Origin of the sequence: Micromonospora sp. BQ11, from assembly GCF_052068135.1 — a bacterium.
Classification (GTDB): Bacteria; Actinomycetota; Actinomycetes; order Mycobacteriales; family Micromonosporaceae; genus Micromonospora.
Map to the genome: position 1 here is coordinate 63580 of NZ_JBQHDB010000001.1, position 12436 is coordinate 76015.

The 12436-nt window shown below is 73.9% G+C and carries 14 protein-coding genes; 7 read left to right on the plus strand and 7 right to left on the minus strand.

Going from position 1 to position 12436, the window contains the following annotated elements; genetic code table 11:
* Positions 1-14: 14 nt before the first annotated feature.
* Both ACTMSW_RS00350 and ACTMSW_RS00355 read left to right on the plus strand, forming a co-directional pair.
* On the plus strand, positions 15-182 hold the full coding sequence (locus ACTMSW_RS00350; RefSeq protein ID WP_007455245.1) for a DUF3117 domain-containing protein: 168 nt from the start codon (positions 15-17) through the stop codon (positions 180-182).
* A gap of 156 nt (positions 183-338) precedes the next feature.
* Positions 339-1805, plus strand: coding sequence for a leucyl aminopeptidase family protein (locus ACTMSW_RS00355; protein WP_441178341.1), 1467 nt, complete (start codon positions 339-341; stop codon positions 1803-1805).
* A 119-nt stretch (positions 1806-1924) separates the two neighbouring features.
* Here ACTMSW_RS00355 and ACTMSW_RS00360 read toward each other — a convergent pair whose 3' ends face one another.
* Positions 1925-2512 (minus strand): O-methyltransferase, encoded by a 588-nt coding sequence (locus tag ACTMSW_RS00360; protein ID WP_441179031.1) that lies wholly within the window; start codon positions 2510-2512, stop codon positions 1925-1927.
* A gap of 276 nt (positions 2513-2788) precedes the next feature.
* Between ACTMSW_RS00360 and ACTMSW_RS00365 the strand changes: the two genes are divergently transcribed.
* Together ACTMSW_RS00365 and ACTMSW_RS00370 are read left to right on the plus strand one after the other, a co-directional pair.
* A complete protein-coding gene (locus ACTMSW_RS00365) occupies positions 2789-4126 on the plus strand; it encodes a S1C family serine protease (protein WP_441178342.1) in 1338 nt (445 codons plus the stop codon).
* A gap of 73 nt (positions 4127-4199) precedes the next feature.
* Entirely contained in the window at positions 4200-4631 is a 432-nt protein-coding gene (locus tag ACTMSW_RS00370) for a preprotein translocase subunit TatB (protein WP_441178343.1), read from the plus strand.
* A gap of 89 nt (positions 4632-4720) precedes the next feature.
* Here the strand turns inward: ACTMSW_RS00370 and ACTMSW_RS00375 are convergent, their stop codons facing one another.
* The 3 genes from ACTMSW_RS00375 to ACTMSW_RS00385 form a co-directional block, all read right to left on the minus strand.
* Positions 4721-5869 (minus strand): Mrp/NBP35 family ATP-binding protein, encoded by a 1149-nt coding sequence (locus ACTMSW_RS00375; RefSeq protein ID WP_441178344.1) that lies wholly within the window; start codon positions 5867-5869, stop codon positions 4721-4723.
* 155 nt (positions 5870-6024) lie between these two features.
* A complete protein-coding gene (locus tag ACTMSW_RS00380) occupies positions 6025-6645 on the minus strand; it encodes a DUF1003 domain-containing protein (RefSeq protein ID WP_441178345.1) in 621 nt (206 codons plus the stop codon).
* Positions 6638-7918, minus strand: coding sequence for a magnesium transporter MgtE N-terminal domain-containing protein (locus ACTMSW_RS00385; RefSeq protein WP_441178346.1), 1281 nt, complete (start codon positions 7916-7918; stop codon positions 6638-6640). The genes ACTMSW_RS00380 and ACTMSW_RS00385 overlap by 8 nt, the downstream gene beginning before the upstream one ends.
* A 33-nt stretch (positions 7919-7951) precedes the next feature.
* Here ACTMSW_RS00385 and ACTMSW_RS00390 point away from each other — a divergent pair, with 33 nt between their 5' ends.
* Together ACTMSW_RS00390 and ACTMSW_RS00395 are read left to right on the plus strand one after the other, a co-directional pair.
* On the plus strand, positions 7952-8821 hold the full coding sequence (locus ACTMSW_RS00390; protein WP_441178347.1) for a PhzF family phenazine biosynthesis protein: 870 nt from the start codon (positions 7952-7954) through the stop codon (positions 8819-8821).
* A 14-nt stretch (positions 8822-8835) separates the two neighbouring features.
* Positions 8836-9354 carry a hypothetical protein gene (locus tag ACTMSW_RS00395; protein WP_441178348.1) on the plus strand — a complete coding sequence of 173 codons (519 nt, stop codon included), beginning with the start codon at positions 8836-8838 and terminating at the stop codon, positions 9352-9354.
* A 10-nt stretch (positions 9355-9364) separates the two neighbouring features.
* Here the strand turns inward: ACTMSW_RS00395 and ACTMSW_RS00400 are convergent, their stop codons facing one another.
* Complete coding sequence (locus ACTMSW_RS00400; RefSeq protein WP_441178349.1) at positions 9365-10090, minus strand: HAD family hydrolase; 726 nt, start codon at positions 10088-10090, stop codon at positions 9365-9367.
* A 102-nt stretch (positions 10091-10192) separates the two neighbouring features.
* Between ACTMSW_RS00400 and ACTMSW_RS00405 the strand changes: the two genes are divergently transcribed.
* Positions 10193-11152, plus strand: a complete 960-nt coding sequence (locus ACTMSW_RS00405) for a DMT family transporter (RefSeq protein WP_441178350.1) — start codon at positions 10193-10195, stop codon at positions 11150-11152.
* A gap of 36 nt (positions 11153-11188) precedes the next feature.
* Here the strand turns inward: ACTMSW_RS00405 and ACTMSW_RS00410 are convergent, their stop codons facing one another.
* Positions 11189-11527: a hypothetical protein gene (locus ACTMSW_RS00410; protein ID WP_441178351.1), complete on the minus strand. Its 339-nt coding sequence runs from the start codon at positions 11525-11527 to the stop codon at positions 11189-11191.
* Positions 11520-12344, minus strand: coding sequence for an SDR family NAD(P)-dependent oxidoreductase (locus ACTMSW_RS00415; protein WP_441178352.1), 825 nt, complete (start codon positions 12342-12344; stop codon positions 11520-11522). The genes ACTMSW_RS00410 and ACTMSW_RS00415 overlap by 8 nt, the downstream gene beginning before the upstream one ends.
* Between the last annotated feature and the right edge of the window lie 92 nt (positions 12345-12436).

Genomic DNA, 12436 nt, shown 5'->3' on the forward strand with positions numbered 1-12436 from the left:
TGAGGGGAGACAACATGGCGGCGATGAAGCCGCGGACGGGCGACGGTCCGCTGGAAGTCACCAAGGAGGGCCGGGGCATCGTCATGCGGGTCCCGCTGGAGGGTGGTGGCCGGCTCGTCGTCGAGATGACTCCCGACGAGGCCAACGCACTCGGTGACGCGCTGAAGGCGGCCGCCGGCTGATGAAGGAGCGGTCCGCGCGCAGACGCGGACGGTTCGTCGAGCCCTGAGCCACCGGCCTCGCCGGTGGCTCAGGGTCTTCGTTTCCGTGGGGCCGGACCCCACGACGTCCCGCGGGGCCCGCAAACTCCCGCGATCTTCCTGGAGGTACGGCCGCGCGTGCTCGCCATCCGTCTGCTCGCCGAGCCCGAGCGGCTCGACACCCTCGCCCTGCCCGTCCGACCGACCGACGGGGGGGAGTCGCGGGCGGAGCCGGTGCCCGTCTCCACGGCGTTGCCGGCGAGTGTGCTCGAGGAGGTCGCCGCACTGGTCCCGGTCACCCGGCTGACCGGCGCGCCCGGCGAGACGTACGCACACCTGCGGCCCGGACGGACCCCCGGCCGCCTGCTGCTGGTCGGCACCGGCGACGGTGCCGAGGCGGCCTGGCGACGTGCCGGCGCGGCCCTCGCCCGTGCCGCACGGGATGAGATGTATGTCACTCTCGTTCTGCCGGCGGACGCCACCCCGGCCGCGACGCGTGGTCTCGTCGAGGGGCTGCTCCTCGCGTCGTACCGGTTCCGCCTGACCGACACCGGCCCGACGCCGTCGCTGACCGGCGTGGACCTGGTGGTCGCCGATCCGGCCACCCACGCCGACGCGGTCGAGGCGGCCCGCACCACCGGCCGGATGACCGCCCTCGCCCGCGACCTCACCAACATGCCCTCCTCGGTGAAGAACCCGCAGTGGTTCGCCGAGCAGGTGCGCTCCGCCGCGGCCGACCTGCCCGACCTGACCCTGCGGGTACGCGAGCCGGCCGACCTGGCCGCCGAGGGCTTCGGCGGCATCCTCGCCGTCGGCGCCGGCTCCGCCAGCGGGCCGCGCCTGGTCGAGCTGGACTGGCACCCCGCCGGGGCGACCACCCACGTGGTGCTCGTCGGTAAGGGCATCACCTTCGACACCGGCGGCATCTCGATCAAGCCGGTGCCGGCGATGAAGCTGATGCGCAAGGACATGGCCGGTGCCGCCGCGGTCGTCGGGGCCACCCTCGGTGCGGCGGTGCTGCGCCTGCCCGTACGCGTCACCACGCTCGCCCCGCTGGCCGAGAACATGGTCAGCGGCTCCGCGTTCCGCCCCGGCGACGTCGTCCGGCACTACGGGGGCGTGACCAGCGAGACCACCAACTCCGACGCCGAGGGCCGGCTGGTCCTCGCCGACGCGCTCGCGTACGCCGTGCGGGAGCTCAAGCCCGACCTGCTGGTCGACCTGGCCACGCTGACCGGCGCGAACGCGGTGGCACTGGGCAAACGCACCGGCGCCCTCTACAGCGAGAACGACGAACTCGCGGCCGACGTGCTGGCGGCGGTGGAGGCGGCCGGCGAGGCGGCGTGGCGGATGCCGCTGCCGGCCGACTACGTCGAGTACCTCGGCAGCGACCTCGCCGACCTGCACAGCTCACCGGACCGCGGTGCCGGGTCGGTGACGGCCGCCCTGTACCTGCGGGAGTTCACCGGCGACCTGCGGGACCGGTGGCTGCACATCGACATGTCCGCGCCGTCCTGGGCCGACGGCGACGATGCCGAACTGACCGGTGGCGCGACCGGCTGGGGCGTACGCTCCCTGCTCCGCTGGCTGGCCACGCTAACCTGACGCCCCCGCGCCCCCGCCCCCACACCCCGACCGAGCTGCGCCAGTTTCACGGAAAGAGTGGCTGTCCGACGCGGAACAGCCACTCTTTCCGTGAAACTGCGCCGCCCGGAGGGGGGCGCTCAGCACTTGACGGCGGCGAGGAGGCCGTGGCCGAGGGGCAGCATCGCCGGAATCCAGTGCTCCGACTCCCGCAGCGCCTTGATCGTCTCCCGGACGGTGACCGTCTCGACGTCCCGGGCGGCCGGATCGCCGATCCGGCCGCCGGCCAGCGTGCCGTTCAGGGCCAGCACGCCCCCCGGCCGCAGCAGGCGCAGCGCGGCGTCCACGCAGGCGGCGAAGCCGGTCGACTCCGCGTCGACGAAGACGAGGTCGTACGCGCCGTCCGCGAGCCGGGGCAGCACGTCCAGCGCGCGGCCGGTGATGATCCGGGTCCGGCCCGGAGGGAAGCCGGCCTCGACGAAGATGCGGCGGGCGATCCGCTGGTGCTCCACCTCGACGTCGATGGTGGTGAGCACGCCGTCGGCCCGCATGCCGCGCAGCAGCCAGACGCCGCTCACCCCGGTGCCGGTGCCGATCTCCACCACCGCCCGGGCGTTGCCGGCCGCGGCGAGCAGCCGCAGCGCGGCCCCCGCGCCGGGCGTGACCGCCTCGATGCCGACCTCGTGGGCGAGGCTGCGGGCCGTCCGCAGGACGAGGTCCTCGGTCACGTACGACTCGGCGAACTGCACAGCCGGGCTCGTCGAACTGCCGGAACCGGCGACCGTGGCGATGGGACACCTCCGGGCGGCGCGTGTGGTGCGGGGCGGGTGGGCACTGTGAGCCTAGAGGCGGCCTCCGGTGGGCGCAGCCGCGCGTCCGCCACCGACGATCACGAGGCGCAACCGCTGACTCCACGCGTGGCATCCGTGTAATCCTGGAAGCGGTGTCCCGTCGATCGCCACCCGGCCCCTCCCGGGTCGTGGAGCGGGGGACCGGGGGACGGAGTGGGAGGCACCGACGTGACCGACGGCTGGGACTGGCGCCGGCCCGGGGAACACCCGGCACCGGGGCGACCGCCGGGGCCGGCGTATCCGTCGGCGGGGCCGCCGACGGCGGCGCAGGGCCCGGGCAGCGGCGGTACGTCGCCGTGGTGGAGTGACGCGCTCGCCGACCCGTGGCGGGACCCGGGGGCGCCGGCCGCGGTCGTGGTGCCCGCTCCGGCCGGCACGGGGACGGATCCGGAGCCGGTCGTCGACCCCGACGCGCCCGGCCGGCCCACCCTGCGGCAGTTGCTGATCGTCCCGCTGGTCACCGCGTTGCTCGCGGGCGCCCTGGGCGGTTCCCTCGGGTACGCCTTCGCGGTGCGCGGCGGCGCGGGCGCCGGCACGGTGCTGGGGGCCGGCGCCACCGAGGCGCCGGGTCTCGCCCAGCGCCGGCCCGAGTCGCTGGCCGGGGTCGCCGAACGTGTCCTGCCCAGCGTGGTCACCGTCCGGGTGGCCAGCCTCGGTGGCACCAGCGAGGGTTCCGGCTTCATCGTCAGCGCCGACGGCCACGTGATCACGAACGACCACGTGCTGTCCACCGCCACCGGCCGGGCCGCGGTGATCTTCAACGACGGCAGTTCGGCCCCCGCCGAGATCGTCGGGCAGGATCCGGAGTCGGACATCGCGGTCATCAAGGTGGCCAAGTCCGGCCTGCGCCCGGTCGAGTTCGGCGATTCCGACGCCTTGGCCGTGGGCGATCCGGTGCTGGCCATCGGATCGCCGCTGTCGCTGGCCAACACGGTCACCGCCGGCATCGTCAGCGCCATCGACCGGACCATGCAGGCGGGTGAGCCGGGCGGGCCGACGCGGTACTACGCGGCGATCCAGACCGACGCGGCGGTGAACCACGGCAACTCGGGGGGTCCGCTGGTCGACGGAGCCGGCCGGGTGATCGGCGTCAACTCGACGATCAAGTCACTGGTCGCGGACGGGCAGGAGGCGGGCAACATCGGTCTCGCGTTCGCCATCCCCATCAACCAGGCCAAGCGCGTCACCCAGGACATCATCGGCACCGGCAAGGCCCGCCGTACGGTCATCGGGGCCCAGGTCGGTGGTCCCGGCCTGAGCGGGGGCGCCGGCGTACGTCTGGCGTCCGTGGAGCCGTCCGGCCCGGCGGCCGGCGCCGGACTGAAGGCCGGTGATGTCATCCTCAAGCTCAACGGGCGTCCGATGACCGAGCCGACCGATCTGATCGCCCTGGTACGGAAGTTCGCGCCCGGTTCGGTGGTGACGGTCGAGTACCGTCGCGGGTCGGCCCGCCAGAACGCCTCGGTGACCCTCGCCGCAGATGCGAAGTGAGCGGCGCGACCCCCTCCCCGGTACCGGGGTGACGTGCGTAGGCTTGCCGTGACGCCGAGAGGAGGCCCGCGCAGTGTTCGACAACCTGAACTGGTGGGAGATCGGTGCGCTGCTGCTCCTGGCGCTGCTGATCTTCGGTGACCGGTTGCCCGTGGTCATCAACGACGGCCTGCGGATGGTGCGGAACCTGCGCAAGATGGCCAGCAGTGCCACCACCGACCTGAGCCGCGAGCTGGGCACCGACATCCAGCTGGAGGACCTGCACCCGAAGGCGTTCATCCGCAAGCACCTCCTCACCGAGGAGGACGAGGCGGCGATCCGGAAGCCGTTGCAGGGCGTCTACGACAACCTGCGTTCGGACGTGACCGGTGTGCACAACGAACTGAAGGACGTCGCCTCGGCGGCGGACCTGCGCGGTAACGGCCACCGCCCGGCGACGGCCACCGACGGCGGCGCACCTGCCCCGGCGCCCGCTCCCCGCGTCAGCTACGACGACGCCACCTGACACCGAAAGATCCACTCGATGTCGGTGACGTCGGGGGGTCCGAGTCGTCCGGACACCCCGATATCAACGACGTCGAGTGGATCTCGGGGTCAGCGGCCGGCGGGCTTGAGGCCCAGCGGCTTGCCGAGCAGGGACTCGCGCCGCAGGGCGAGCCGGTCGGCGATCTGCCCCAGCGCCTTCGCGGCCGGCGACTCCGGCTCGGCGAGCACGATCGGGGTGCCCTCGTCACCGGCCTCGCGGACCCGGGTGTCGAGGGGGATCTGACCGAGCAGCGGCACCTGTGCGCCGATCGTCGTGGTCAGCGAGTCCGCGACCGTCTGGCCACCGCCGGCACCGAAGATCTCCATCCGGGACCCGTCCGGCAGCTCCAGCCAGGACATGTTCTCGATGACGCCGACCACTCGCTGGTGGGTCTGGAGCGCGATCGCGCCGGCCCGTTCCGCCACCTCCGCGGCGGCGGCCTGCGGCGTCGTGACGACCAGGATCTCCGAGTTCGGCAGGAGCTGGGCGAGGGAGATGGCCACGTCGCCGGTGCCCGGGGGCAGGTCGAGCAGGAGCACGTCGAGGTCGCCCCAGTAGACGTCGGCGAGGAACTGCTGGAGCGCCCGGTGCAGCATCGGACCCCGCCAGACCACCGCGGCGTTGCCGGCGGTGAACATGCCGATCGAGATCACCTTCACGCCGTGCGACTGCGGCGGCATGATCATGTCCTCGACGCGGGTGGGGCGGCCGTCCGCGCCCAGCATGCGGGGCACCGAGTGCCCGTAGATGTCCGCGTCCACCACGCCGACGGAGAGGCCCCGGGCGGCCAGTGCCGCAGCCAGGTTGACCGTCACGCTGGACTTGCCGACGCCGCCCTTGCCGCTGGCGACCGCGTACACGCGGGTGCGGGAGCCGGGCTGGGCGAACGGGATGACCGGCTCCTCGGCGCCGGAGCCGCCGCGCAGCTTCGCCTGGAGCCCCTGGCGCTGCTCGGGGCTCATCACGCCGAACTCGATCTCGACGCCGGTCACGCCGGGCACCGCGCCGACGGCGGCGGTGATGTCGGAGCGCAGCTTGTCCTTCAGCGGGCAGCCGGCCACGGTGAGCAGCAGCTCGACCCGGACCATGCCGTCGTCGCCGACCTGGGCGGAGCGGACCATGCCCAGCTCGGTGATGGGCCGGCGGATCTCCGGGTCGTTGACGGTGGCCAGCGCGGCCTGGATCGCGTCGGACACGGTGCTGACGGGTGCTGACATGCCGGCAATGCTACGTCGGCGGCCATCGTGCCCCGCGCTCAGCGGGGCCCGGTGTGAGCGAATCGATGGGCCGGTCGGGGCTGGACGGCCTACGTCGCGAAGTGGGACGATCCGCTACGAACGCCGCTCGCCTGGCCCCTTGAGGCGGGCGGCGTTCAGCCTTCCCGGCCCTCCGGCCGGCCGTCCCGGGTGAAGTCGCCGTCCAGGTCGTCCCGCGGCTCGTCCAGACCGTCGCCGCCGCCCCGTTCCCGCTGGGCGGGCCGCTCCTGCTGGCGGCGTTCCAACCGGCTCCGGCGCTGGTTCGCCTCGTCCAGCTCCTCGGCCAGCCGGGCCAGCTCGGAGCGGAGAAAGTCCCGGGTGGCCACCTCGCCCATCGCGTTGCGCAGCGCGGCGATCTCCCGGGTCAGGTACTCGGTGTCCGCCTTCTGCATGGAGGCTCGTCGCCGGTCCTCCTCCTGCGCCACCCGGTCCCGGTCGGCCTGCCGGTTCTGCGCGAGCAGGATCAGCGGTGCCGCGTAGCTGGCCTGGAGGGACAGCATCAGGGTCAGGAACGTGAAGGTGTACGGGTCGAAGCGCAGCTCCGCCGGAGCGAGGGTGTTCCAGGCGAACCAGGCGGCGATGACCACCGTCATGTAGACGATGAAGTTGGCCGTGCCCATCCCCCGGGCGATCCCCTCCGACCAGCGACCGAAGGCCTCCGGGTCGAAGCGGGGCAGGGTCAACCGTCGGGGCTCGCGCGGCTGGTCGAGCCGCTGTGGCCGGCGCTGGTCAGCCATTGTCGCCGTCCTCGCCGGGCGGGGACACCGTCGTCGGGGCATCCCGGTCACGCCAGTCCCGCGGCAGCAGGTGGTCCAGCACGTCGTCCACGGTGACGGCACCGACCAGCCGGTTGTTGCGGTCGATCACCGGCATGGCCACCAGGTCGTACGTGGCCATCCGGCGGGTGATCTCGGGCAGCGGGGTGGTCGGCCGCAACGGGTCGATGTCGTTGACCACGATGCCGCCCAGCATGTCCGCCGGCGGCTCACGGAGCAGGCGCTGGAAGTGCACCATGCCGAGGTACCGCCCGGTGGGCGTGGTCATCGGTGCCCGGGTCACGAAGACCTGGGCGGCCACGGCGGGGGAGAGCTGGATCTCCCGGACCCGGGCCAACGCCTCGGCGACGGTGGCGTCCGGCGGCAGGATGACCGGCTCGGAGGTCATCACGCCGCCGGCCGTGCCCGGCATGTACTTCAGCAGCTGGCGTACGGGATCGGCCTCGCCGGGCTCCATCAGGTCGAGCAGCACGTCCTGCTCCGGCGGCGGCAGCTCGTTGAGCAGGTCGGCCGCGTCGTCCGGGTCCATCTCCTCCAGCACGTCCGCGGCCCGTTCCCGGTCCAGGGCGACCAGGATCTCCACCTGGTCGTGCTCCGGCAGCTCGCTGAGCACGTCGGCCAGCCGCTCGTCGTCGAGGGCCGCCGCGACCTCGTTGCGCCGGGCGTCGGGCAGGTCCTGGAGTGCGTTGGCCAGGTCGGCGGGGCGCATGTCCTCCAGGACCGCCAGCAGGTTGGCGGTGCCCCGGGTGGTGGCGATGCCGCTCAGGCCCCGGACCTTGTCCCACTCGACCTGGTGCAGGTGGCCGCGCCGGGTGAGCCGGCCGGTCTGCTCGCGTACGGCCACCCGGCTGAGCGCCCACTCGCCGCCCCGGCTGCAGTCCATGGCGATGTCGACGACCGCGCCGGACTGGCCGCCCGGATCGATCTGCACCCGCCGGTCCAGCAGCTCCTGGAGCACCAGCAGCTCGTTGGGGCGCTTCTCGAAGCGCCGCAGGTTGAGGGTGCCGCTGCCGAGCACCACCGCGTCGGCGTCGATGGAGGTGATGCGGTTGATGGAGAGGAAGATCCGACGCCGCATGGGCATCTCGGCGACGAGACCGACCACTTCCGGCGGGCGCTGGGTCGAGCGCAGCCGCGCCACGGCGTCACGGACCCGCCCCACCTGGTCGCCGTTGGGGTCGAACACGGCGACTCCGGCGAGGCGGGCGATGTAGATCCGGGTCGGCGTACTCACGGGCACCAGCCTAAGCGCCTAGTGTTTATCAACATGTCGACCTTGGCCTACGAGATCGTGGACGTCTTCACCGACCGCCCCTTCACGGGCAATCCCCTGGCGGTGGTGTTCGGTGCCGAAGCACTGGCGACCGAGCAGATGCAGGCGCTCGCGGTGGAGTTCAACCTCTCCGAGACGGTTTTCCTGCTCCCGCCCACCCAGGTCGGCGCCACCTACCGGGCCCGCATCTTCACCCCCGCCGCCGAGATTCCGTTCGCCGGGCACCCGAGTGTCGGTGCGGCGGTCACCGCCGCCCGGCGGGGCCTGTTTGGTGTGGGGCAGGTCACCCAGGAGTGCGTCGCCGGCGTCCTGCCGATCGAGGTGACCTCCACCGGGGCGACCCTCACCGGCGGCACCCCCACGCTCGGGCCGGAGCTGGACCCGGAGCCGCTGCTGGAGATGGTGGGACTCGCCGCGGCCGACCACGCCGGTCCCGCGCCACGGGTGGCCGGCTGCGGCCTGGAGTTCCCCTACCTGCCGGTGCGTCCGGACGCGGTGGCCCGCGCCCGGGTGAACGCGGCGGCGGTGGAGCGGTACGGGGTGGAGCACCTCAGCGTCTTCTCCTGGGACGCCGCCGCGCAAACCGCGCACGCCCGCGTCTTCGTGCCGGGACTCGGCGTTCCGGAGGACCCGGCGACCGGCTCGGCGGCGCTCGGGCTGGGCGTGTGGCTGGTCGCCAGCGGTCTGCTGCCGGGCGACGGGCACGCGGCGTACACCGTCCGCCAGGGTGTCGAGATGGGCCGGCCGTCGGCGATGGCCTGCACGGTGACCGCGGCGGGCGGCCAGGCCGTCGGCGCGACGGTCGCGGGTCAGGTGGTCCCGGTGGCGCGCGGCGAGATCATCGTGCCGCCGTTCGTCGGCTGACGGGACCGGCCGCGATGGGGGAGGATGCCGGAGTGGAACCCCGCAGCACGCCCCTGGTCGACGAGGCGCTGAAGAAGGCGGCCGTGGCCTGGGTGAACGTCTCCGACGGCCCCGCGTACGGGCTGTGGTGCGTCCCGCTGGAGGGGGCGCTGTTCGTGGTCAGCGGGCCGGGCGAGCAGTCCGCGCCGGGGCTGGCCGACGCCACGGAGGCGCAGGTGACCCTGCGCGGCGACCACGGCGGTCGGATCGTCACCTGGCCGGCCCGGGTGACTCGGCTGGCGCCCGGCACCGAGCACTGGGACACGACCGCCCCGCTGGTCGCCGCCAAGCGGCTGAACGCGCCGGGTACGGCCGCCGACCTGGTGGCGCGGTGGGCGGCCGACGGGTGCGCCCTGACCCGGCTCACTCCGGCCGGTGACCCGCTCGCCGGGGCGGCGCTGCCGACGGAGTCGCTGGCCGAGGTGCCGCGGGAGACGCCGGCCGTGCGGCCCACCCGCAAGCCCTTCCGCCTGCACCGCGTCCGGCGTCGCTGACCGGCGCCGATCAGGCGACGCCGGCCGGCACCGTCACGCCGGTCAGGGTCGTCGTCCCGTCGACCAGGCCGACCACCTCGGCGAGCGAATGCAGGACCGGCCCGCGCCAGGAGTCGTCGGCGTTGAACACCATGTGCCCGGCGAGGTCCGGTGCGGCCAGCCGGACCGCCGTCATCCCGGTGCGCTGCGCCCCGCTCAGCTCCTGGCTGCCGCCGTCGCCGACGAACAGGCAGTCCACCGGCGCCACCCCGAGCCGGTGGCACGCCGCCAGGTAGAGCGCGGGATCGGGCTTGCAGCGGCCCATGTGGACGGAGAACACCCGTACGTCGACAAGCGGCGCGATCGGCAACTGTGGCAGGAACGCCGGCAGCTCGTGGGTGCAGTCGCTGACGATCCCGGTCCGTACGCCCCGTTCGCGCAGCGCGGCCAGCGTGGGCACCGCCTCGTCGCGCAGCCGGGTGTCGGCGCGTACGGCCCGGTGGCGGGCGGCGACCGCCCAGCGCACGGCCTCGTCGGAGGGGTGGACACCGGCCTGCTCGCAGACCCAGCGCATGGTGGCCTCGGCGTCGCCCAGCCGCCCGCTGGCGCGCTGGTAGAAGGTGCGGTCGAGCACGTCGACGAGGGCGTCGTGGGGACAGCCGAGCAGGTCGGCGGTGCCGGAGTGGGCGGCGCCGCGCTGGACGGAGCGGGTCAGCGTGCCGAAGAAGTCGAACAGCACCGCCTGGTACGTGGGCATGGGAGCGCCTCCGGGCGGTCGAGGGGTCGCCAGCGGAACGGGCATGATCGTAACGGAGCCCTGACGGTCCGTGGTGGCCGGAACGTGTGAGGATTGCTCCTCGTGTCCTCCGCCGCGCACCGCCCGCCGCTCGACCCGGTGACCACCGGGGCGCTCGTCCTCGCCGTCGCCGCCGTGTCGTCGTCCGCACCGCTGATCGCGTTCGCCGCGGCACCCGCGCTGGCCGTGGCGTTCTGGCGCAACGTGCTCTCGGTCGCCGTGCTCGCCCCGTTCTCGCTGGCCCGACGGCGGGCCGAGTTCCGTGCGCTGACCGTGGGTGCCGGACGGCGGGAGGGGCTCTTCTGCGTCCTGTCCGGCGTGGCGCTGGCCGCCCACTTCGCCACCTGGATGCCGAGCGCCCAGCTCACGTCGGTCGCCGCCGCGACGGCTCTGGGCGCCACCCAGCCGGTCTGGCAGGGACTGATCGCCCGCGCCCAGGGGCGCCGGCTGCCCGTCGCGGTGTGGGCCGGTGTCGGGGTGGCGGTGGTCGGTGCCGTCCTGGCCACCGGCGCGGACTTCGCCGTCTCCGGCCGGGCCTTCGCCGGCGACCTGCTCGCGATCGCGGGTGGGATGTTCGCGGCGGTCTACTCCGCGTTCGGCGAGCGGGCCCGGGCCACGATCAGCACGACCACCTACACGACCATCTGCTACGGGGTGTGCGCGCTGCTGCTGCTCGTGACCTGCCTGGTCGGCCGGGTGCCCCTGACCGGCTTCGACGCCGGCACCTGGGCGGCCGTACTGGCCCTGGTCGCCGGCGCCCAACTGCTCGGTCACTCCATGTTCAACTACGCGCTGCGGCGCGTCTCCGCGGTCACGATCAGCGTGCTGATCCTGCTGGAGGCACCGGGGGCCGCCCTGATCGGCTGGGTCTGGCTCGACCAGTTGCCGCGTCCGCTCGCCCTGCCCGGCCTGGCGCTGCTCCTGGCGGGCGTCGCCGTGGTGGTGCTCGGCAGCCGGGCGGCCCGTCGTGTCCCGCCGGTACCCACCGCCGTCCCGGCCGACACCGCCCCGCTGCGCGACTGACCCCGGCCACGACGGGAGGCAGGCGGAGGCAGCGGGTCAGATCTCGTGCACCTCCAGCACGCGCGTGGACGGTGCGGCGTGGCCGAGGGCGGCGCGCAGCGCGGCCCGGTCGGGATCGGCGAGGAACGACTCGTACCCGTGCCGGGACGCGAACCGGATCAGGTGCACCTCGGTGCGGCCGTCGCCGGTGCGCAGCCGGCGGTCCAGGTGCCCGCCGTGGCGTCCGAGCAGGGCGAGCACGCTGTCCTCGTACCGCTGGCCGGCCCCGACCGCGTCGGCGGCCATCTCCACCTGCGCGACCAGGTGCACGGCGGCGGCCGGACGGCCACGGTCGGTGGTCCCGGCAGGATCGTGCCGGCCATCGATGTCAGGCATCGATGCCGACGGCCTTCGCGCTGGCCGTCCAGAGCCGCGCCGCGAGCTGCGGGTCGGCGGCCTTCGGCAGCGGCCGGCGCACCCGGCGGTCCGCGTAGTACGCGCCGGTCTGGAGCCGGGACGGGTCCTGGTTGGCGAGCCACACCAGCGTCTCCGCGCCCTTCTCCGGGCTGCGGAACGGCAGGAACCGCATGCCGATGGCGACCAGGCGGCTGTCGTTGCCGAACCGGGTCCGCACCACCCCGGGGTGGAAGGAGTACGCGGGGAGCCCGGTCCAGCGCCGGGCCGCCTCGGCGGTGAACAGGATGTTCGCCTGCTTGCTGGTGCCGTACGCGTTGATCGCCCGGTACCGGCGCAGCGGCGCGTTCAGGTCGTCCGGATCGAGGGTGCCGCTGCGGTGCGCGCCCGAGGCGGTGACCACGATCCGCCCGATCCGGTCCCGCAGCAGGTTGCTCAGCAGGAACGGCGCCAGGTGGTTGGCCTGGATCGACAGCTCGAAGCCGTCCACCGTGGTGATCGGCTGGAGCACGATGGCCCCGGCGTTGTTGGCCAGCACGTCGATCCGGTCGTACGCCGACCGCAGCAGCTCGGCCAGCCGCCGTACGTCGTCGAGGACCGCGAAGTCGGCCCGGAACAGCTCCGGGCGTTCCCCGGCGGCCTCCCGGACCTGCTCCGCCGCCGCCTGCAGGCGGGCCGGGTCACGCCCGACCAGTACCACCTGGTCACCACGGCACGCCAGGTCGACGGCGGCCGCCAGACCGATGCCGGAGCTGGCTCCGGTCACCACCACCAGCCGACGCCCAGTGAGATCTTCCACAGGTCCATTCACCCCGGTCACGGCACGAGGTTACCGTGGCGTCACAACGCCCTTTGGGATCGTTAAGTTTCCGCAAACGTCCGTCAGCTGGC

Excerpts from the sequence above, each read along its gene's own strand:
- ACTMSW_RS00350 (WP_007455245.1), top strand. The coding sequence starts at position 15 with ATGGCGGCGATGAAGCCGCGGACGGGCGACGGTCCGCTGGAAGTCACC.
- ACTMSW_RS00375 (WP_441178344.1), bottom strand. The coding sequence starts at position 5,869 with ATGTCAGCACCCGTCAGCACCGTGTCCGACGCGATCCAGGCCGCGCTG.
- ACTMSW_RS00380 (WP_441178345.1), bottom strand. The coding sequence starts at position 6,645 with ATGGCTGACCAGCGCCGGCCACAGCGGCTCGACCAGCCGCGCGAGCCC.
- ACTMSW_RS00390 (WP_441178347.1), top strand. The coding sequence starts at position 7,952 with ATGTCGACCTTGGCCTACGAGATCGTGGACGTCTTCACCGACCGCCCC.
- ACTMSW_RS00395 (WP_441178348.1), top strand. The coding sequence starts at position 8,836 with ATGGGGGAGGATGCCGGAGTGGAACCCCGCAGCACGCCCCTGGTCGAC.
- ACTMSW_RS00400 (WP_441178349.1), bottom strand. The coding sequence starts at position 10,090 with ATGCCCACGTACCAGGCGGTGCTGTTCGACTTCTTCGGCACGCTGACC.
- ACTMSW_RS00410 (WP_441178351.1), bottom strand. The coding sequence starts at position 11,527 with ATGCCTGACATCGATGGCCGGCACGATCCTGCCGGGACCACCGACCGT.